This is a genomic window from Streptomyces sp. AB3(2024), from assembly GCF_041862025.1.
Classification (GTDB): domain Bacteria; phylum Actinomycetota; class Actinomycetes; order Streptomycetales; family Streptomycetaceae; genus Streptomyces.
Genome location: NZ_JBGWAB010000016.1, coordinates 75,785 through 94,759, shown reverse-complemented (window position 1 = coordinate 94,759; position 18,975 = coordinate 75,785). Strand labels below are relative to the sequence as shown.

The 18,975-nt window shown below is 71.3% G+C and carries 18 protein-coding genes and 1 pseudogene; 8 read left to right on the top strand and 11 right to left on the bottom strand.

Annotated features, from left to right (window positions below; translation table 11 throughout):
• The 4 genes and pseudogenes from ACEPPI_RS09975 to ACEPPI_RS09960 form a co-directional block, all read right to left on the bottom strand.
• Positions 1-668 (bottom strand): annotated as a pseudogene (locus tag ACEPPI_RS09975) (hypothetical protein); the annotation flags it as partial.
• Between the two features lie 98 nt (positions 669-766).
• Entirely contained in the window at positions 767-1,750 is a 984-nt protein-coding gene (locus tag ACEPPI_RS09970) for an ABC transporter substrate-binding protein (RefSeq protein ID WP_373914865.1), read from the bottom strand.
• Positions 1,751-1,790: 40 nt separating this feature from the next.
• The gene (locus tag ACEPPI_RS09965; RefSeq protein WP_373914864.1) at positions 1,791-2,456 is read right to left on the bottom strand and encodes an ABC transporter permease; all 666 of its coding nucleotides are present in this window, start codon (positions 2,454-2,456) and stop codon (positions 1,791-1,793) included.
• A 4-nt stretch (positions 2,457-2,460) separates the two neighbouring features.
• Complete coding sequence (locus ACEPPI_RS09960; protein ID WP_373914863.1) at positions 2,461-3,150, bottom strand: ABC transporter permease; 690 nt, start codon at positions 3,148-3,150, stop codon at positions 2,461-2,463.
• A gap of 150 nt (positions 3,151-3,300) precedes the next feature.
• Between ACEPPI_RS09960 and ACEPPI_RS09955 the strand changes: the two genes are divergently transcribed.
• On the top strand, positions 3,301-4,272 hold the full coding sequence (locus ACEPPI_RS09955; RefSeq protein WP_373914862.1) for an ABC transporter ATP-binding protein: 972 nt from the start codon (positions 3,301-3,303) through the stop codon (positions 4,270-4,272).
• A gap of 70 nt (positions 4,273-4,342) precedes the next feature.
• Here ACEPPI_RS09955 and ACEPPI_RS09950 read toward each other — a convergent pair whose 3' ends face one another.
• A complete protein-coding gene (locus tag ACEPPI_RS09950; RefSeq protein ID WP_373914861.1) occupies positions 4,343-5,452 on the bottom strand; it encodes an alpha/beta hydrolase in 1,110 nt (369 codons plus the stop codon).
• A 152-nt stretch (positions 5,453-5,604) separates the two neighbouring features.
• On the opposite strand from ACEPPI_RS09950, the gene ACEPPI_RS09945 reads away from it, so the two are divergent.
• The 6 genes from ACEPPI_RS09945 to ACEPPI_RS09920 all read left to right on the top strand — a co-directional run bounded on the left by ACEPPI_RS09945 (position 5,605) and on the right by ACEPPI_RS09920 (position 10,752).
• The gene (locus ACEPPI_RS09945; protein WP_373914860.1) at positions 5,605-7,452 is read left to right on the top strand and encodes a phosphatidylglycerol lysyltransferase domain-containing protein; all 1,848 of its coding nucleotides are present in this window, start codon (positions 5,605-5,607) and stop codon (positions 7,450-7,452) included.
• Positions 7,453-7,767: 315 nt separating this feature from the next.
• Entirely contained in the window at positions 7,768-8,640 is an 873-nt protein-coding gene (gene folP, locus ACEPPI_RS09940) for a dihydropteroate synthase (RefSeq protein ID WP_373914859.1), read from the top strand.
• 28 nt (positions 8,641-8,668) lie between these two features.
• On the top strand, positions 8,669-9,112 hold the full coding sequence (locus tag ACEPPI_RS09935) for a nuclear transport factor 2 family protein (protein ID WP_373914858.1): 444 nt from the start codon (positions 8,669-8,671) through the stop codon (positions 9,110-9,112).
• A 131-nt stretch (positions 9,113-9,243) separates the two neighbouring features.
• Entirely contained in the window at positions 9,244-9,603 is a 360-nt protein-coding gene (gene folB / locus ACEPPI_RS09930) for a dihydroneopterin aldolase (protein WP_373914857.1), read from the top strand.
• On the top strand, positions 9,600-10,208 hold the full coding sequence (gene folK, locus ACEPPI_RS09925) for a 2-amino-4-hydroxy-6-hydroxymethyldihydropteridine diphosphokinase (protein WP_373914856.1): 609 nt from the start codon (positions 9,600-9,602) through the stop codon (positions 10,206-10,208). The genes folB and folK overlap by 4 nt, the downstream gene beginning before the upstream one ends.
• A gap of 58 nt (positions 10,209-10,266) precedes the next feature.
• Positions 10,267-10,752: a DUF3180 domain-containing protein gene (locus ACEPPI_RS09920; RefSeq protein ID WP_356218856.1), complete on the top strand. Its 486-nt coding sequence runs from the start codon at positions 10,267-10,269 to the stop codon at positions 10,750-10,752.
• A gap of 40 nt (positions 10,753-10,792) precedes the next feature.
• On the opposite strand, the gene folE is transcribed toward ACEPPI_RS09920, so the two are convergent.
• The 6 genes from folE to dacB all read right to left on the bottom strand — a co-directional run bounded on the left by folE (position 10,793) and on the right by dacB (position 18,267).
• Positions 10,793-11,401 (bottom strand): GTP cyclohydrolase I FolE, encoded by a 609-nt coding sequence (gene folE / locus ACEPPI_RS09915; protein WP_362461943.1) that lies wholly within the window; start codon positions 11,399-11,401, stop codon positions 10,793-10,795.
• Positions 11,402-11,497: 96 nt separating this feature from the next.
• Positions 11,498-13,531, bottom strand: a complete 2,034-nt coding sequence (gene ftsH, locus ACEPPI_RS09910; protein ID WP_373914855.1) for an ATP-dependent zinc metalloprotease FtsH — start codon at positions 13,529-13,531, stop codon at positions 11,498-11,500.
• Positions 13,532-13,746: 215 nt separating this feature from the next.
• The gene (gene hpt / locus ACEPPI_RS09905; protein ID WP_030228417.1) at positions 13,747-14,307 is read right to left on the bottom strand and encodes a hypoxanthine phosphoribosyltransferase; all 561 of its coding nucleotides are present in this window, start codon (positions 14,305-14,307) and stop codon (positions 13,747-13,749) included.
• A gap of 67 nt (positions 14,308-14,374) precedes the next feature.
• Positions 14,375-15,433, bottom strand: coding sequence for a tRNA lysidine(34) synthetase TilS (gene tilS / locus ACEPPI_RS09900; protein WP_373914854.1), 1,059 nt, complete (start codon positions 15,431-15,433; stop codon positions 14,375-14,377).
• A gap of 194 nt (positions 15,434-15,627) precedes the next feature.
• On the bottom strand, positions 15,628-16,776 hold the full coding sequence (locus tag ACEPPI_RS09895) for a zinc-dependent metalloprotease (protein ID WP_373914853.1): 1,149 nt from the start codon (positions 16,774-16,776) through the stop codon (positions 15,628-15,630).
• Between the two features lie 39 nt (positions 16,777-16,815).
• The gene (dacB, locus tag ACEPPI_RS09890; protein ID WP_373914852.1) at positions 16,816-18,267 is read right to left on the bottom strand and encodes a D-alanyl-D-alanine carboxypeptidase/D-alanyl-D-alanine-endopeptidase; all 1,452 of its coding nucleotides are present in this window, start codon (positions 18,265-18,267) and stop codon (positions 16,816-16,818) included.
• Positions 18,268-18,403: 136 nt separating this feature from the next.
• Between dacB and ACEPPI_RS09885 the strand changes: the two genes are divergently transcribed.
• A complete protein-coding gene (locus tag ACEPPI_RS09885; protein ID WP_007264878.1) occupies positions 18,404-18,898 on the top strand; it encodes an inorganic diphosphatase in 495 nt (164 codons plus the stop codon).
• Positions 18,899-18,975 lie beyond the last annotated feature (77 nt).

The following is an 18,975-nucleotide window of genomic DNA, read 5'->3' as shown; positions in this document are numbered from 1 at the left end:
GCCGTGCCCGCGGCGGGGCGCGCGCCGGTGCCCGCGGCCGGAGCCGGTACCAGGGCCTTGGCCGCGGTGCCGGCGGCGTTCGCCTCCGCCTTGCGCAGCAGGGCGACCAGCGCCGCGTTGGCCCGCGCGTAGCCGACGGGAGTGGGGGCGCCGCTTCCGGTGCGCTCCTGCGAGACCGCGGGCAGTTCCTTCGCCCCGGCCGCCGGGGCCCCGGCGGCCTCGATGGCGAGCAGCCGGCGCTTCTCCAGGGCACTGGCGCGCTCGGTCTCGGCGGTCGCGTAGCGGCGCAGCAGCGCGGCGTGCTCGCCCCGCAGGCCCGCCAGTTCGACCCGCTTGGCCCGCAGCTTGGTGTCGAGCTTGGCGCGCAGGACGCGCGCCTCCTCCAGATCGGATTCGAGCTCGGCTATGCGCTCGTCCGTCTTCCATTCGTCCTTGACCCGCTCGCGTGCCAGCTCCGCGATCCGGCGGCCGGCCGCCCGGTCCCAGGAGCGCATGAGCGCGGCGCCACCGACGCCCGCGGCCGCCGCGAGCGCCACGAGCAGCCTCAGCGGCAGCGGTTCCGCGAGCAGCCAGGCCGCACCGGCACTGGCCACGCCGACCCCGGCGACGGCGCACGGCGCGAGAAGACGGTGGAGGGGTTCGGGATTGCGGTGGCGTCCACGGGGCATGGCCTGAAATTTACAGGGCTTGGACCTCGCGCGGGATACCCGCCCGGCAGTCTCTTGCCAGGCGGTTACCCCACGAATTCCCCTCAATCCCGTAACTGCTACCTCGTCAGAAGGCCCTTGGACTCCAGATAGGCCTTCGCGACGTCCGCCGGCTTGGCCCGCTCCGCGTCCACCTTCCGGTTCAGCTCGACGAGGTCGGCCGTGGTGAGCACCTTGGTGAGGTCGCCGAGGGCGTTGGCGACGTCCGGGGAGCCCGCGTCCTTGGCGTTGACGACCGGCAGGAGGTTGTCGGCGTTCTGGAGCTTCTTGTCGTCCTCCAGCAGGACCAGGCCGTAGCCGTCGAGCGTGGCGTCGGTGGTGGTGGTCAGCACCAGCTGGTCCGCCCCGTCCTTGACGGCCTGCTTGGCCTGCGGGGTGCCGACGCCCTTGGGGTCGATCCCGGAAACCTGGATTCCGTACGTCTTCTCCAACCCCGGTGCGCAGAAGGGACGTACGGAGCATTCGTCACCGGCCGCGATCTTCACCTTCAGCCCGGACTTTCCGAGGTCGGAAAGGGTCTTGAGATTGTTCTTCTGGGCAAATTCCTTCGTCACGGCGAAGGCGTTCTGGTCGACGGCCTCGCCCGTCGGCAGGGCCTTGAGGCCCAGCGGGGCGGCGAGCTTGTCCAGCGCCGCCGCCGTGGCGCTCACGTCGCTGGAGGCGACGGGCTTGTCCTTGGGCGCGTCCTTGCCGTTGACCTTGGCGTTGAGGAACTCGGCGAGGGTGGCCGCGTACTCCGGGACCACGTCGATCTCGCCCTTCTCCAGGGAGGGTTCGTACAGCTCGCGATTGGCGACCGTGGTGATGGAGGTGCCGTACCCCTCCTGCCGGAGCAGCTGCGCGTAGAGCTCGGCCAGGACGTTGGACTCGGTGAAACCGGCCGCGCCGATCACCAGCTTGCCCTTGCCGCCCCCGGCGGGAGCGGCCGCGGAGGAGCCGCCGTCCTTGGTCTTCTCCAGGCTGTCGCCGCCACAGGCGGCCAGCGACACGGTCAGGGCCAGGACGCCCAGGGACGCGCCGAGGACACGCGTGGACTTGCTCATGGAGGTACTCCGTTTCGGGGTGGGGAAGGGGGTCACGGGATCAGCGGGACGGCGTGCGCAGAAGCAGCCGGTCCACTGCCACCAGTACGCCCTCCACCAGCAGCGCCAGCAGGGCCACCAGCAGGGCCCCCGCCACGACCTGCGCGGTGTTGTACGTGTTGAAGCCGGCGGTGATGATCCGGCCGAGGCCGCCCTGGCCGACCATCGCGGCGATCGTGGCGGTGGCGATGACCTGCACGGCGCCGGAGCGCAGTCCGGTCATCACCAGGCCGCGGGCGAGCGGCAGCTCCACCCGCAGGAACAGCTGGCCGCCCGACATGCCCATGCCCCGGGCGGCCTCGACCACCGAGCGGTCCACCCCGCGCATGCCCACGTAGGCGTTGGTCAGCAGCGGCGGCACGGCGAACAGCACGAGCGCGGCGACGGTCGGCAGGTAGCCGGCGTTGCGCAGCGGCGAGACCATGAACAGGGCCAGCACCGCGAAGACGGGGACGGCCCGCCCGACGTTGGAGACGTTGACGGCGAGGGCGCCGCCCTTGCCGAGGTGGCCGAGCCACAGCCCGACGGGCAGGGCCACCGCGCAGGCGATGGCCAGGGCGATCCCGCTGACGTACACGTGCTCCGCGAGCCGGTGCCAGACACCGCTCTCACCCGCCCAGTTGGCACCGTCCGCCAGCCAGTCCCAGGCCCCGCCCAGCGCGCCCACGGCCTCAGGCCCCCTTCGCGGAACGGCCGGCGGCCCGGGTCCACGGCGTCAGGAGTCGCTGCACCCCGAGCAGCAGCAGGTCGGCGACCAGCGCGAGGAGGACGCACAGCACGGAGGCGGTGAGCACCTGGGCCTTGAAGGAGCTGTTGACGGCGGGGGCGATCAGGTTGCCCAGCCCGCCCTTGCCGACGATGGAGCCGACGGTGGTCAGGGCCACGGTCGAGACGGTGGCGATCCGCACCCCGGCGAGCAGCGCGGGCAGCGCCAGCGGCAGTTCGACCTGCCACAGCAGCCGGGCGGGGCCGTAGCCCATCCCGCGCGCGGCCTCCCGTACGTCCTCGGGGACGGCTTCCAGGCCGGCCAGCACGTTGCGCACCAGGATGGTCAGCGAGTACAGCACCAGGCCGGTCACCACCAGGGCCGCCGAGAGGCCGAAGAGCGGCAGCAGCAGCGAGAACATGGCCAGCGAGGGGACCGTGTACAGGAGGGTGGTCAGCCCGAGCACGGGGGCCGCCCAGCGGCGGCCGCGGCGGGCGAGCAGCGCGAGCGGAACGGACACGACGATGCCGATGAGCACCGAGACGCCCGTGATCCAGACGTGTTCGACGGTGGCGTCGGTGAGTTCCTGGGCGCGGGAGCCGACGTAGTCCCAGCAGATCCAGTCGTTGGCCACCAGGCAGCTCTGCCCGGTCATGCTCCTCACCCCCCGTCACCGCACGAACATCGTTTCGGATGTGCCACCACGAGCGACCATAACCCCCGGCGCGGACGATGGCCGGATTCCTTCGCACACAGGCAACATGCCCTTCACACATCCCGGCTCCGGGTACGGGAGGATGGCCGGGTGATCCGATTCGAGCACGTGACCAAGCGCTACCCCGACGGGACGACGGCCGTAGAGGACCTGTCCTTCGAGGTGGCGGAGGGCGAACTGGTCACGCTGGTGGGCCCGTCCGGATGCGGCAAGACGACCACGATGAAGATGGTCAACCGGCTGATCGAGCCCACCTCGGGCCGGATCCTCCTCGACGGCGAGGACATCGCCGCCGCGGACCCCGTCGCCCTGCGCCGCCGGATCGGCTACGTCATCCAGCAGGTCGGACTGTTTCCCCACAAGACGGTGCTGGAGAACACGGCGACCGTGCCCCGGCTGATCGGCACCCCGAAGGCGCGGGCCCGCGCGCGGGCGGCCGAGCTGCTCGAACTGGTGGGGCTGGATCCGGCCGTCTACGGGGGCCGCTACCCGGAGCAGCTGTCGGGCGGCCAGCGCCAGCGCGTCGGCGTGGCCCGCGCGCTGGCCGCGGATCCGCCGGTGCTGCTGATGGACGAGCCCTTCGGGGCGGTGGACCCGGTGGTCCGCGAGCGGCTCCAGAACGAGTTCCTGACCCTGCAGAAGACGGTCCGCAAGACGATCCTGCTGGTCACCCACGACCTGGAGGAGGCCGTCCGGCTCGGCGACCGGATCGCCGTCTACGGCCACGGGACCATCGAGCAGTTCGCCCGGCCCGCCGAGGTGCTCGCCGCGCCGGCCAACGGGTACGTCGCCTCCTTCGTCGGCGCGGACCGCGGCCTCAAGCGCCTGGCCGTCACCCACCTGGAACCGGCCGACCTGACCCCGGCGGACGGCCCGGCACCGGCCGCGGCGGTGGCCCTGGGGGCCTCGCTGCGCGAGGCCTTGGCGGCCCTGCTCCAGGAAGACTCGGGACGGATCGGGGTAACCGATCCGGACACGGGCGCGCTGGCCGGCGTACTGACCCCGGAGGGCGTCCACCGGGCGCTGCGCCGGGCCGACCTGCAAGGGGCGCGGCAGGCGTAGGAGCCTCGGGCGCGGCCGGAAAACGAAAAGGGCCCGACCGGAGCCGGGCCCTGCACCTGTCCCCCGGGGGTCAGGCCTGCATACGACCGCTCATCCACACCAGCATCGGCGGAATCTCGCGGCGCCACGTGTTGAAGTTGTGGCCACCGCTGTCGAGGATGATCGAGGAGACCCGGTCCGGACCCTTGACCAGCTTGATGAACTTCTTGGTGTCGTTCAGGTTGTCCTCGCCCTTCTCGCTGGTGGTGACGAGGAAGGACGTACCGGTCGGCTTCTTCTTTTCCAGGCTGTACAGCACGTCCGCGCGCTTCTTCAGCTTGTCGTCCCCGTGGAACAGGTCACCGGTCGTCGCGTCGTCGGCGGCCTTGTAGTACGCGGACAGGCCCACGGCGGCGCCGAAGGTCTGCGGGTGCTGCGCGGCGATCTTCAGTGCGCAGTAGCCGCCCGTGGAGTTCCCGATGAAGCCCATGTTCTGCGGCTTCTTGCCGACCCGGAAGGTCCCCTGGATGGCCTGCGGCAGGTCCTGCGCGAAGAAGGTCTCGGTCTGCGGACCGCCCGGGATGTCCACGCACTCGGTGTCGCGCGGCGGCGCGATGGTCGGCCGGAGCATGACAAGGATCATCGGCTTCATCTTGCCCTGCTTGGCCTGCTTGAAGGCCGTCATGGGGTAGTTCAGCCCTTTGATCAGGTTCTCGGCGGTACCCGGGTAACCCGTCAGGACGATCGACGCGGGGAAGTTCTGCTCCTTGTAGTGCGGCTGGAAGTACTCCGGCGGCAGCCACACGTAGCCGGGGCTCGTTATCTTCGACTTCTGCCCGGTTATGGCAACCTTCAGGATCTGACCACCGACCTGCGGCTTGCCCCCGCCGGGCACGTCGAGCTTCTGCTTGTCGACGACCTTGATGTCCTTGCTGCTCATCGAGTGGTCGACGACTTTGCCGATGGACGTCTCCTGACCGAACAGGTCGGCCCAGGAACCGTAGAAGAGGAACGACTTGTTGGCCGCGAGACCGACTGCGGAGAACAGTGCGAGCTGGGTCGCGAGCAGGAGGCCGATCCGGCCGGAGACCGAGCGCCAGGAGCGGCCGGAGAGCTTCGGCCAGAACCAGACCGTCACCCCGAACAGCAGCACACCGGCGATGATGGCCAGGACCAGAACCGTATTACTGGTGAGACCCATGAGCAGTCAGTCGACTTTCTGATGGCAGGACTAGATTTTTCCGACGGAAGAGTGAACCCGCTCCTCCTCGATGTCGTCCTAGTGGACGCACCACACACCGGAGGCTGTCGCGGCCTTCGGCCACATGATCTCTCGCGGAGCAACGGGAAGCGATGTCTAGCAGGATAGATGGCGATAAGTCCGGACAGGTTCCGAAGCGGGTCAGCCGAATCCTCCGAGGCCCACGACCGGAGGCCGTCCCCGGCCTCGTAGGCACATCCGTCATGATCGTCGGTCTGCTGGACATCGCCGCGGGTGTCTTCCCGCGGTTCCGTCACAGCCGGATCCACGCGGTCACCGAAGTACTGCCCGGTTCCGTGGGCCCCTTCGCCGCCGCGCTGGCCATCAGCGCCGGTGTCCTCATCCTGCTGCTCGCGCACGGCCTCAAGCGCCGCAAGCGCCGGGCCTGGCGGGCCGCCGTCATCCTGCTGCCCGCCGGCGCCGTGGCGCAGTTCGCGTACCGCCACTCCGTCATCGGCGTGGTCATCTCGGCGGTGCTCCTCGCGCTGCTGGTACGCCACCAGGGTGAATTCAAGGCCCTGCCGGACCCGCGCAGCCGCTGGAAGGCGCTCGCGAACTTCGTGCTGATGAGCGCCGGCTCCATCGGGCTCGGCCTGGTGATCGTCAACGTCCACCCGGGCAAGGTCGTCGGCCACCCGAGCCTGTACGAGCAGATCACCCACGTCGTCTACGGCCTCTTCGGCTTCGAGGGCCCCGTCGACTACGCCGGCCGGGTCTCCTGGACCGTCGGTTACTCCCTCGGCGCCCTCGGCATGCTGACCGCCGTCACCACGATCTACCTGGCCTTCCGCCCCGAGCACCCGGCCGCCCGGCTCACCGTCGACGACGAGGCGAAGCTGCGCGAGCTGCTCGCCAAGCACGGCGGCCGCGACTCCCTCGGCCACTTCGCGCTCCGCCGCGACAAGGCCGTCGTCTTCTCCCCCAGCGGCAAGGCGGCCGTCACCTACCGCGTCGTCTCCGGCGTGATGCTCGCCTCCGGCGACCCCATCGGCGACGTCGAGGCCTGGCCCGGCGCCATCGAGCGCTTCATGGAGGAGGCCAAGGCCCACTCCTGGACCCCCGCCGTCGTGGGCTGCAGCGAGACCGGCGGCGAGGTCTGGACCCGCGAGACCGGGCTGGACGCCCTGGAACTCGGTGACGAGGCGATCGTCGACGTCAAAGACTTCTCCCTCTCCGGACGCCCCATGCGCAACGTCCGCCAGATGGTGAAGCGCATCGAGCGCAACGGCTACACCACCCAGGTCCGCCGCGTCAGCGAGCTGACCGAGGAGGAGCTGGTGCGGGTACGGGGCGCCGCCGCCGCCTGGCGCGGCACCGACACCGAGCGCGGTTTCTCCATGGCGCTGGGCCGGGTCGGCGAGGAGGGCGACGGGGACTGCTTCATCGCCACCGCCCACCGCGTCGAGGAGGGCGACACCAGCCCGTTCGGCGACCTCAAGGCCGTCCTGCACTTCGTCCCGTGGGGCAAGGACGGCATGTCGCTGGAGCTGATGCGCCGCGACCGCGCCGCCGACCCCGGCATGAACGAGCTGCTCATCGTGGCCTCCCTGGAGGCGTGCCCGTCGCTCGGCATCGAGCAGGTCTCGCTGAACTTCGCGATGTTCCGCTCGGCGCTGGCCCGTGGCGAGAAGATCGGCGCCGGCCCGGTGCTGCGGATGTGGCGCGGCCTGCTGGTCTTCCTGTCGCGCTGGTTCCAGATCGAGTCGCTGTACAAGTTCAACGCGAAGTTCCGCCCCCGCTGGGAGCCGCGCTTCATGGTCTACCGCCAGACCCGTGACCTGCCCCGCATCGGCTTCGCCGTGATGCAGGCCGAGGGCTTCGTGACGCTGGCCCTGCCGCGCCTGTTCGCCGGCCGCCGCGGCCCCAAGCCGGTCCGCACCTGCGCCCACGACCACGCGACGGTCCCGGCCCAGAAGGAACGCGAGATCCAGGCGGCCTGACCGCCACCGATGGGGCCGGCCCTGCCATAGCGCAGCGTCGGCCCCATTGCCATGTCCCCCCGTTTCCGGCCGCGCCGACACCCGAGGCGCTGAGGTCCGCAGCCCGGAACCCCCACCCCCAGCCCCGCCAGGGGGCACCTCCCAGCGGTAGCTGGGGGAGTTTGAGGCGCGGGGGTCCGGGGGCGGAGCCCCCGAAGGGGGTCCGGGGCGCAGCCCCGGGGAACGGCGGAAGGGCGGGGCGGGGAGCGGCCCGCGCAGCACCACCCCCACCGCACCGCCCGGCCGGGGCAAGGGCGGGGGCCCTACCCTGGGACCATGAACACCAACCGCGGGCCCGCCTCCAGGGGCCTGGTGACAGGGCTGCCCGACTGGGACCGCTGCGGGGTCATGGGCGTCGTCAACGTCACCCCCGACTCCTTCTCCGACGGGGGCCGCTGGTTCGACACCACCGCCGCCGTCAAGCGCGGCCTCGACCTCGTCGCCCAGGGCGCCGACCTCGTCGACGTCGGCGGCGAGTCCACCCGCCCCGGCGCCTCCCGCGTCGACGCCGACGAGGAACTGCGCCGCGTCGTCCCCGTCGTCCGCGGCCTGGCCTCCGAGGGCGTGACCGTCTCCGTCGACACCATGCGCGCGGCCGTCGCCGCCCGGGCCGTCGAGGCCGGCGCCGCCCTCGTCAACGACGTCAGCGGCGGCCTCGCCGACCCCGGCATGATCCCGGCGGTCGCCGCCGCCGAGGTGCCGTTCGTCGTCATGCACTGGCGCGGGTTCAGCGACGGCATGAACAGCCTCGCCGTCTACGAGGACGTCCTCGGCGAGGTCACCGCCGAGCTCCGGGCCCGCATCGACGCCGTCGTCGCCGGCGGCATCGCCCCCGAGCGGCTGGTCGTCGACCCCGGCCTCGGCTTCGCGAAGAACGCCGAGCACGACCTGGCCCTCGTCGCCCACCTCCGCGAGCTGCGCGGGCTCGGCTTCCCGCTGCTGGTCGCCGCCTCGCGGAAGCGTTTCCTCGGCCGGGTCCTGGCGGGCGGGGCCGACGCCGCCCCGCCGCCCGCCCGCGAGCGGGACGCCGCCACCGCCGCCGTCTCGGCCATCGCCGCCCACCAGGGCGCCTGGGCCGTCCGGGTGCACGAGGTACGGGCGACCGCCGACGCGGTTCGGGTGGCCCGAGCCGTGGAAGGGGCACTGTGACCCGCCGGAGGAACTGGGAAGGGGCACGGTGAGCCGTACCGACATCGAAGCCGTCGAAGAGGTCAACGCGGCCTTCTACGAGGCCATGGAGCGGGGGGACTTCGACGCGCTGTCGGCGCTCTGGCTCGAAGACGAGATCTCCTGCGTGCACCCGGGATGGCCGGTGCTCTCCGGGCGGGGCGAGGTACTGCGCTCGTACGCGCTGATCATGTCCCACACCGAGTACATCCAGTTCTTCCTCACCGACACCAAGGTGGCCCTCATAGGCGACACCGCCCTGGTCACGTGCACCGAGAACATCCTCAGCGGCGGCCCGTCCGGGGAGGCCGGGGAACTGGGTCCGCTGGTCGGCCAGCTGGTCGTCGCCACGAATGTGTTCCGACGCACACCGGAGGGCTGGCGGCTCTGGTCCCACCACGGTTCTCCGGTCCTCACGGACTCCGATGACGAGGAGGAAGAGGGCACCGACTGACCCCAACGGCGGGGACGGAGGTTCGTCGCAGGTAAATTCGAAGGCGGACGACGCCGACCGCACTCGGCGTAGGCCCATGGACCCGGGGAGCCCCGGGACCGGAAGCACCTACGAAAGCAGGAGTGATTCGCGTGGATCGTGTCGCACTGCGCGGCCTCAAGGCTCGCGGGCACCACGGCGTCTTCCCCCGGGAGCGCGAAGAGGGCCAGACCTTCATCGTCGACCTCGTGCTGCACATCGACTCCCGCCCCGCGGCGGCCGACGACGACCTGGCCAAGACCGTGCACTACGGGGTCGTGGCCGAGGAGGTCGTCGACGTGGTCCGGGGAGAGCCGGTCGACCTGATCGAGACCCTCGCCGAGCGGATCGCCCAGCAGTGCCTGAAGCACGAAGCGGTGGCACAGGTGGAGGTCGTCGTCCACAAGCCGGACGCACCCATCACCGTCCCCTTCGACGACGTGACCATCACGATCACCCGGAGCCGCGCATGAACAACGGCCTGAACGCCCAGAGCGACCCCACCGTCCAGCCGGTACCCGCCTCCGTCGTCCAGGCGGTCGACGCGGCGGACACGACCCTGTCCAACCCCAAATGGGCGGTCGTCGCGCTCGGCTCGAACCTCGGCAACCGCCTGGACACCCTCCAGGGCGCCGTCGACGCCCTCGGCGACACCCCGGGCCTGCGGGTCAAGGCGGTCTCCCCCGTCTACGAGACCGAGCCGTGGGGCGTCGAGCCCGGCTCGCAGCCCTCGTACCTCAACGCCGTCATCGCGGTGAAGACCACCCTGCCGCCCTCCTCGCTCCTGGAGCGGGCCCACGCCATCGAGGAGGCCTACGACCGCGTCCGCGAGGAGCGCTGGGGGCCCCGCACGATCGACGTGGACATCGTGGCCTACGCCGACGTGGTCTCCGACGACCCCGTCCTCACCCTGCCGCACCCCCGCGCCCACCTGCGCGCCTTCGTCCTGGCCCCCTGGCACGACATCGACCCCGAGGCCCAGCTCCCCGGCCACGGCCCCGTGGCCGCCCTGCTGGCCGAAATCAGCCCGGCCGGCCTCACGCCGCGCCCCGACCTGGAACTCCGCCTCCCGGAGTAGTCGTTAGTAGCCTGTTCAGGGCCATGGGGGCCAGTCGCCGAGAGTGGGGAACGGGCAAGTGAAGCAACTGAGGCCGGCGGTCCTGGCGGGGATCTTCGTGATCGCCGGGGTGCTGTCCTGGGCGGGCGCACGGCTGTGGAACGCCTACGGGACCCTGCCGGGCGTCCCGCTGGCCGCGCCGATCGTCCTGGCGGTGATCGCCGTCGTCCTGTTCGCGACGGCCCTGTCGATGCGGGCCCGGCTGAAGGCCCAGCGCGAGCGACGGCCGGGGGCCAAGGGCGTGGAGCCGCTGATGGCGGCCCGCGCGGTGGTCTTCGGCCAGGCCAGCGCCCTGGTCGCGGCCCTCGTGGCCGGCATGTACGGCGGGGTCGGCGTCTTCCTGCTGACCGACTCCCTCGACGTGCCCGCCCGCCGCGACCAGGCCTGGTACGCGGGTGGCTGCGTCCTCGCGGGCGCGGCCGTGATCGCGGCCGCCCTCTTCCTGGAACACGTCCTGAAGCTCCCCGAGGACGACGACCCGGGCAAGGCCCCCGCCACCGCCTGAACGGCCGCTCAGTACGGTGCGGGCCCGGCCGGAGCCGGACTCAGCGCGCCATGATGAGGCTCATGGCCTCGTTGCGCGTCGCGGGATCACGGAGCTGGCCGCGGACCGCCGAGGTGATGGTCTTGGCGCCCGGCTTGCGCACACCGCGCATGGTCATGCACATGTGCTCGCACTCGATGACCACGATGCAGCCGCGCGGGTCCAGGATCTCCATCAGGGAGTCGGCGATCTGCGTGGTCAGCCGCTCCTGGACCTGGGGCCGGCGGGCGTAGACGTCCACCAGGCGGGCCAGCTTGGACAGGCCGGTGATCTTGCCGTCCGTGGACGGGATGTACCCCACGTGCGCCACGCCGTGGAACGGGACCAGATGGTGTTCACACGAGCTCATGACCTCGATGTCCTTCACCAGGACCATCTCGTCGTGGCCGAGGTCGAACGTCGTCGTCAGGACCTCTTCGGGCTTCTGGTACAGGCCAGCGAATATCTCCTTGTACGCCCGCGCCACCCGCGCCGGGGTCTCCAGGAGCCCTTCGCGGTCCGGGTCCTCGCCGACCGCGATCAGGAGCTCTCGGACGGCCGCCTCGGCGCGCTTCTCGTCGAACTCGCCGATCGTGCCCTCGCCACCGGTCAGGGTCACTGGGTCGGTCATCTCATCCTCGTTCCTGTCCGCACACGCGGGGGTCGTACAAATGTGCCGCGCCCCCCAGGCTAGAACCTGGGGGGCGCGGCTTCCATTCCGGGTGGGTCAGGCCTCGGGGCGGTCCTCCGGGGCCACCTCGATGCCCTTCTCCGTCGACACCGGCGACGCGGCGGACGCCGAGGTGCCGTTGGCGGAGTTCGTCAGCTGGAGCTCCTTGGGAGAGAGCACCGGCGGACGGGTGGAAGGAGTGCGGCGGGAGGAGCCGGTCCACGCGGGACGGGCCGGACGCTTCACGATCGTGGAGAAGACCTCGGCGATCTGCTCCTTGTTCAGCGTCTCCTTCTCCAGCAGCGCGAGAACCAGGTTGTCCAGGACGTCCCGGTTCTCGACCAGGATCTCCCAGGCCTCGTTGTGCGCGGTCTCGATGAGCTTCTTGACCTCTTCGTCGACCAGCGCCGCGACCTCTTCCGAGTAGTCCCGCGGGTGCGACATCTCGCGGCCCAGGAACGGCTCGGTGTTGTCGCCGCCGAACTTGATCGCACCGAGACGCTCGGTCATGCCGTACTGCGTGACCATGGCCCGCGCCGTGGCGGTGGCCTTCTCGATGTCGTTCGCCGCGCCCGTGGTGGGGTCGTGGAAGACCAGCTCCTCGGCCGCGCGCCCGCCCAGCATGTACGCCAGCTGGTCGAGCATCTCGTTGCGCGTGGTCGAGTACTTGTCCTCGTCGGGCAGGACCATGGTGTAACCCAGGGCCCGGCCGCGGGACAGGATCGTGATCTTGTGGACCGGGTCGGAGTTCGGGGAGGCCGCCGCGACCAGGGCGTGTCCGCCCTCGTGGTACGCGGTGATCTTCTTTTCCTTGTCCGACATGATCCGGGTCCGCTTCTGCGGGCCCGCCACGACGCGGTCGATCGCCTCGTCCAGCATGTGGTTGTCGATCAGCTTCATGTCCGAGCGGGCGGTCAGCAGGGCCGCCTCGTTCAGGACGTTGGAGAGATCGGCACCGGTGAAGCCGGGGGTGCGGCGGGCGACGGCCGAGAGGTCGACGTCCGGAGCGACCGGCTTGCCCTTCTGGTGGACCTTGAGGATCTCCAGACGGCCCTGCATGTCGGGCCGGTCGACCGCGATCTGCCGGTCGAAGCGGCCCGGACGCAGCAGCGCCGGGTCGAGGATGTCGGGCCGGTTCGTGGCGGCGATCAGGATGACGCCGCCCTTCACGTCGAAGCCGTCCATCTCGACGAGCAGCTGGTTGAGGGTCTGCTCGCGCTCGTCGTGACCGCCGCCGAGACCCGCACCGCGGTGCCGGCCGACGGCGTCGATCTCGTCGACGAAGACGATCGCCGGGGCGTTGGCCTTGGCCTGTTCGAACAGGTCGCGGACACGCGAGGCACCGACACCGACGAACATCTCGACGAAGTCGGAACCGGAGATCGAGTAGAACGGGACGCCCGCCTCGCCCGCGACGGCACGCGCGAGCAGGGTCTTGCCGGTGCCGGGCGGGCCGTAGAGCAGCACGCCCTTGGGGATCTTGGCGCCGACCGCCTGGAACTTCGCCGGCTCCTGGAGGAACTCCTTGATCTCGTGGAGTTCCTCGACGGCCTCGTCCGCGCCCGCGACGTCCGCGAACGTCGTCTTCGGGGTGTCCTTGGTGATGAGCTTGGCCTTGGACTTCCCGAAGTTCATGACCCGGGAGCCGCCGCCCTGCATCTGATTCATCAGGAACAGGAAGACGACGACGATGAGGACGAAGGGCAGGAGCGAGAGCAGCACGCTCAGGAACGGGCTGGTCTTGTCCGGGGTGACGGAGTATCCGTCAGGGATCTGACCGGCTTCGTACTTGGTCTGGAGGTTCTGGGCGAGCTGGACGCCCTGATCCCCGATGTAGTTGGCCTGGAACTTGGTGCCGTCGTTGTTGCCGAGCTTCTGGCCCTTTTTCAGCTCGATCTTGATCATCTGGCTGTCACCGGTGGTCAGCTTGGCGCTTTCCACCTGGCCACTGTTGATCGCCTTGATGACCTCGCTGGTCTCCACCGACTTGTAGCCGCCGCCGGAGCCGACGACGTTCATCAACACGACCACGGCGAGGACGGCCAGCACGATCCACATGACCGGCCCACGGAAGTATCGCTTCACGTCCATCCATACGGGGCGCCAGGCACCCCGTCCCTCCTGCCCGTAGGTAAATGCAGCTGTGAGTAAAGACTGTTCTTCGGAATGTACCCCTGTATTGTCACCCGCGGCCTCGTGGGACGGCTGACAGACCCGCTCTCCCCGCTCAACGCAGGGAACCGCCCCCAGGTTCCCCCGGGGGGCGCAAGCGGCGGGACGGCCGACGTTACCGCCGGCCGGGGGGTTCAGCCGCCGTAGACGTGCGGGGCGAGCGTGCCGACGAACGGCAGGTTGCGGTACTTCTCCGCGTAGTCGAGGCCGTAGCCCACGACGAACTCGTTCGGGATGTCGAAGCCGACCCACTTCACGTCGATCGCGACCTTCGCGGCCTCGGGCTTGCGCAGCAGCGTGACGACCTCCAGGGAGGCCGGCTGGCGGGAGCCCAGGTTCGACAGCAGCCAGGACAGGGTCAGGCCCGAGTCGATGATGTCCTCGACGATCAGGACGTGCTTGTCCTTGATGTCGGTGTCCAGGTCCTTGAGGATCCGGACGACGCCCGAGGACTGGGTCCCGGCGCCGTAGGAGGACACCGCCATCCAGTCCATGGTGAGCGGGGTGGACAAGGCGCGCGCCAGGTCCGCCATCACCATCACGGCGCCCTTGAGCACACCGACGATGAGCAGGTCCTTGCCCGCGTACTCCGCGTCGATCTTCGCGGCCAGCTCGGCCAGCTTCGCGTCGATCTCTTCCTTGGTGATGAGCACCGACTGGAGGTCGCTGCCCATGTCCTTCTCGTCCACCCGCATCACTTTCGTTGTCGGCCGGGGCTCCGGGGGGGTGCCCCCGGAGGACTCAGCCGTGTTTCAGCACCAATCAGCCCTGCCGGATGACAAGTCTGCCACCCTGCCGCTGGGCCTCGACGCGGCCGGGCAGATTGATGGCGCCCTGGCCCCGCCATCCGGTGATGAGGCGGTCGACTTCCTCGATGTGGCGGGCGAAGAGGGAACCCGCGGGGGATCCGGCCGCGACCACGGCCCTGCGCAGCACCCGGCGGCGGACGGCCGGGGGCAGGGCGTACAGCTTGGCGCACTCCAGGCGACCGTCCTCGTCGCGCACTCCGGCCTCCGCGTCGGCGGCCCAGGCGTCGAGGGCGTCGGCGTCGTCCCGGGAGAGCTGGGCGGTGCGCGCGAGCGCTTCGACGACCCCCTTGCCGAGCGCCTTCTCCAGGGCGGGCAGGCCCTCGTGGCGCAGCCGGGAGCGGGTGTAGGCCGGGTCGATGTTGTGCGGGTCGTCCCAGACGGGGAGGGACTGGACCATGCACGCCTTGCGGGCGGTCTGCCGGTCGATCTGCAGGAAGGGGCGGCGGTAGCGGTGGGTGCGGCCGGGGCCTCCGGACACTTCGGCCATGCCGGAGAGCGAGCGGATGCCGGAGCCGCGGGCGAGGCCCAGCAGGACGGTTTCCGCCTGGTCGTCCCGCGTGTGGCCGAGCAGCACGGCGGCGGCGCCCAGCCGGTCGGCGGCCTCGTCGAGTGCGCCGTAGCGAGCATCGCGGGCGGCGGCCTCCGGTCCGCCGTCGCGGCCGACGCGCACGGCGACGGACTCCACCGGGTCGAGGCGGAGCGCGGTCATGCGGGTGAGGACCTCCGCGGCGCGCAGGTCGGAGCCGGCCTGGAGGCCGTGGTCGACGGTGATGCCGCCGGCCCGGATGCCGAGCTTGGGCGCCTCGAAGGCGAGGGCGGAGGCGAGTGCCATGGAGTCGGCGCCGCCGGAGCAGGCGACGAGGACCAGCGGCGGGGTGCCGGCGGCGGGGCGGGGGCTCCCGTCGGCCGGGGTGCCGGGGAGGCGGGTGAGGTCGGTGAGGTCGGTGAGGACGTCGTGGAGTACGCGGCGGACCGCCAGGCGTATCGCCGCGACCGCAGGATGGGGACCCATGTCCGGTGCCCTTCGTGGAGTTCGGATGCTCGGAGGGTGAGGGTGTCGCACGGGGGGAGCCGTTCGTCACTCAGAGTGCGTTGATGGTGACAGAACCGGGGCGTTCCCCGAGCATCGCACGCCCTTCCACGGCCCACGGTCCCTCGGAAGGGTGACGCTGCTTCCCCCAGTGAGACATGTTTACGCCCCCCGCGTCACCTTTCTTCGCTCCCCACGGTCCCCCTGCCGTGGACGCGCGCCACCCAGTCCGCGGGCCGGGCGATCTCGGCCTTGGTGGGCAGGGTGTTCGGCGAGGTCCAGACGCGGTTGAAGCCGTCCATGCCGACCTGGCCGACGACGGCGCGTACGAACCGCTCGCCGTCGCGGTACTGGCGGAGCTTGGCGTCGAGGCCCAGCAGCTTGCGCAGGGCGGCGTCGAGGCGGCCCGCGCCGGCGGCGCGGCGCTGCTGGAACTTCTCCCGGATCTCGGCGACGGAGGGGACGACGTCGGGGCCGACCCCGTCCATCACGAAGTCGGCGTGTCCCTCCAGCAGGGACATCACGGCGGTGAGGCGGCTGAGGACCTCACGCTGCTCGGGGGTCTGGACGAGCTCGACGAGCGAGCGGCCCTCGTCCCCGCGTTCCCCCTCGGGGCGGGCGCCGGAGAAGGACTGGACGGCCTCGCGCAGCCGTTCCAGGATGGTCGACGGGTCCATCTCGGTGGCACCGAGGAACGTCTGGATTTCGCCCTCCAGGTGGGCGCGCAGCCACGGCACGGCGGTGAACTGGGTACGGTGCGTCTCCTCGTGCAGGCAGACCCAGAGCCGGAAGTCGTGCGGGGCCACCTCCAGCTCGCGCTCCACGTGCACGATGTTGGGCGCCACCAGGAGCAGCCGGCCGCCCGTGGGGCCGGCGCCGGGCAGTAGTTCGGGCGCGCCGGGGGCGAAGGTCTCGTACTGGCCGAGGACGCGGGAGGCCAGGAAGCTCAGCAGCACCCCCAGCTCGACGCCGGTGACCTTGCCGCCGACCGCTCCCAGGACGGCGCCGCCGGGGGCGCCGGCGCGGCGGTCCTGCATCTTGCCGAGCAGCGGGCCCAGCAGTTCGCGGAAGCCGGCGACGTTGGCCTTGACCCAGCCGGCCCGGTCGACGACGAGGACGGGGGTGTCGGGGAAGGTGACGCCTTCGGGCATCATCCGGGTGAACGCGCGCACGTGCTCCTCGGAGGTCCGGGCGTGCCGACGGAGTTCCGCCACCACGGCCCGCGCCTCGTCGCGGGTGACTTCGGGACCCGGCCGCACGAGCCGGGTCGCGGTCGCCACCGCGAGGTTCCAGTCGACCATCTCGGCACCACCGATGCTCGTCATGCGTCAACCGTACGTGGACCGGCGCCCGTAGGGATCCCCCTACGAGGTGGTGGCGACGGCGGCCGCGAGCTTGTCCAGGCCCTTCTCGGCGGCGGAGCCGTCCGCGGCGCCCGCCGTCAGGAACGCGAAGGCGAGCAGCCGCCCGGAGGGGTCGACGACGGTCCCGGCGAGGGAGTTGACCCCGGTGAGGGTGCCGGTCTTGGCACGGAGCAGGCCGGCGGCCGGTGACGTGCCGGCGTTGCGGGCGCGCAGGGTGCCGGTGAAGCCGGCGACGGGCAGCCCGGTGAGGACCGGCCGCAGCTCGGGGTGGCGGGGGTCGGCGGCGGCGGCGAGGAGGCCCGTCAGGAGGCGGGTGGTGACCTTGTCGGCCCGGTTCAGGCCGCTGCCGTCGGCGAAGCGGGAGCCCGTGAGGTCGACGCCGAGGGAGGCGAGCTTGTCGGAGACGGCCTTCTCGGCACCCTCGAAGCCGGGGTTCTGACCGGTGGCGAGGGCGGTCTGGCGGGCGAGGGCCTCGGCGATGTCGTTGTCGCTGTTGGTCAGCATCCGCTCGACCAGCCCGGCGAGCGGGGTGGAGAGGGTGGTGGCCATCGGCTGGGCCCCGGTGGGGGGCTTGCCGCGGGCGGGGTCGCCGTTCACCGTGATGCCGCGGTCGCGCAGCAGGGCGGCGAAGGCGCGGGCGGTGTCCTTGGAGGGGTCCTCGGAGCGGGTGACGGGTCCGGAGGTGGAGTCGTCGGGGCGGCCCTCGTCGGCCATCAGGGCGGTGACGGGGGCGATGTTGTCGTTGGGGCCGATCGGGTGGCGGGCGGGGCCGGTGTAGAGCGAGTCGTCGTAGGCGAGGGTGACGGCGGCGGTGCCGCCGGCCTTGAGGGCCTGGGCGGTGTCGGCGGCGAGGGCGACGAGGCTGCCGCCGGATCCGGCGGGGCTCTTCTTCTTGGCGGTGAGGGAGGGGTCGCCGCCGCCGACCAGGACGATCTGGCCGGGGCCCGCTCCGGGCGTCACTGTGGTCCGGATCCGGTGTTCGGGGCCGAGGGCGGCCAGCGCCGCGCTCGCGGTGGCGATCTTGACGGTGGAGGCGGGGGTCATGGCCTCGCCGGAGCCGGACTCGAAGAGCACCCGTCCGGTGGCCGTGTCGACGACGCTGGCGCCCCGGACGGTCCCGAGGGCGGGGTCGGCGAGCAGGGGCGTGAGCACCCCGGCGAGCGCGTCGGGCGCCGCGCCCACGGCGTTCGCGGGGCGCGGTCCGATGCCCGCGAGCACCCCGGGGGCGCTCGGGGCGGCCTGCGGCAGGCCTCCGGCCGCGTGATCTACGCCACCCAAGTGGATCCAGGAGGCGGCCCTGTCCCGCTCGGCCTTACGCTGGCCGGAGTCCCAGGGACCGGTGGTGGCCACCGCCGCCGCCGCGAGGGCGAGGCCGGCCACGGCCGACCCCGCGATGAGCTGCCACGTCTTGACCAATGGCACCTCGGACCAGCCCCTTTCGCGATCACACATATGCGTGAGGGACACTTAACCACTGCGTCTTGCCGCGAGCATGGCACCCCACCCGGCAGGGCTGGGCCGGACGCGCTATCACTCGAAGCAATCGGGCTTCGGCACAGGGCCGGAGCTGATCATGGAGGAGCAGGACGTGGAGTTCGACGTCACCATCGAGATCCCCAAGGGTTCGCGGAACAAGTACGAGGTGGACCACGAGACCGGCCGGATCCGTCTGGACCGTCGCCTCTTCACCTCGACCAGCTACCCGGCGGACTACGGCTTCGTCGAGAACACCCTCGGCGAGGACGGCGACCCGCTGGACGCGCTGGTCATCCTCGACGAGCCGACCTTCCCGGGCTGCCTGATCAAGTGCCGCGCGATCGGCATGTTCAACATGACCGACGAGGCGGGCGGCGACGCCAAGCTGCTGTGCGTGCCGGCCTCCGACCCGCGTGTCGAGCACCTGCGCGACATCCACCACGTGTCGGAGTTCGACCGCCTGGAGATCCAGCACTTCTTCGAGGTCTACAAGGACCTGGAGCCCGGCAAGTCCGTCGAGGGCGCCAACTGGGTCGGCCGCGCCGAGGCCGAGGCCGAGATCGAGGCCTCGTTCAAGCGCCTGGAGGCGCAGGGCGGCCACCACTGAGCTCCGCTCGGTGACCCGGGCCGGGGGGCTTCCCCCTGAGCCCGCAGACGCTCGCGGCGGGGGGGGGGGGGGCCCCC

What these genes read in the sequence shown, in the direction of transcription:
- ACEPPI_RS09970 (WP_373914865.1), bottom strand. Translation starts at nt 1,750, where the DNA reads ATGAGCAAGTCCACGCGTGTCCTCGGCGCGTCCCTGGGCGTCCTGGCC.
- tilS (WP_373914854.1), bottom strand. Translation starts at nt 15,433, where the DNA reads ATGGGTCCCCATCCTGCGGTCGCGGCGATACGCCTGGCGGTCCGCCGC.
- ACEPPI_RS09895 (WP_373914853.1), bottom strand. Translation starts at nt 16,776, where the DNA reads ATGACGAGCATCGGTGGTGCCGAGATGGTCGACTGGAACCTCGCGGTG.
- ACEPPI_RS09945 (WP_373914860.1), top strand. Translation starts at nt 5,605, where the DNA reads ATGTCTAGCAGGATAGATGGCGATAAGTCCGGACAGGTTCCGAAGCGG.
- folE (WP_362461943.1), bottom strand. Translation starts at nt 11,401, where the DNA reads ATGACCGACCCAGTGACCCTGACCGGTGGCGAGGGCACGATCGGCGAG.
- ftsH (WP_373914855.1), bottom strand. Translation starts at nt 13,531, where the DNA reads ATGGACGTGAAGCGATACTTCCGTGGGCCGGTCATGTGGATCGTGCTG.
- folK (WP_373914856.1), top strand. Translation starts at nt 9,600, where the DNA reads ATGAACAACGGCCTGAACGCCCAGAGCGACCCCACCGTCCAGCCGGTA.
- ACEPPI_RS09950 (WP_373914861.1), bottom strand. Translation starts at nt 5,452, where the DNA reads ATGGGTCTCACCAGTAATACGGTTCTGGTCCTGGCCATCATCGCCGGT.
- dacB (WP_373914852.1), bottom strand. Translation starts at nt 18,267, where the DNA reads ATGTGTGATCGCGAAAGGGGCTGGTCCGAGGTGCCATTGGTCAAGACG.
- folP (WP_373914859.1), top strand. Translation starts at nt 7,768, where the DNA reads ATGAACACCAACCGCGGGCCCGCCTCCAGGGGCCTGGTGACAGGGCTG.
- ACEPPI_RS09960 (WP_373914863.1), bottom strand. Translation starts at nt 3,150, where the DNA reads ATGACCGGGCAGAGCTGCCTGGTGGCCAACGACTGGATCTGCTGGGAC.
- hpt (WP_030228417.1), bottom strand. Translation starts at nt 14,307, where the DNA reads ATGCGGGTGGACGAGAAGGACATGGGCAGCGACCTCCAGTCGGTGCTC.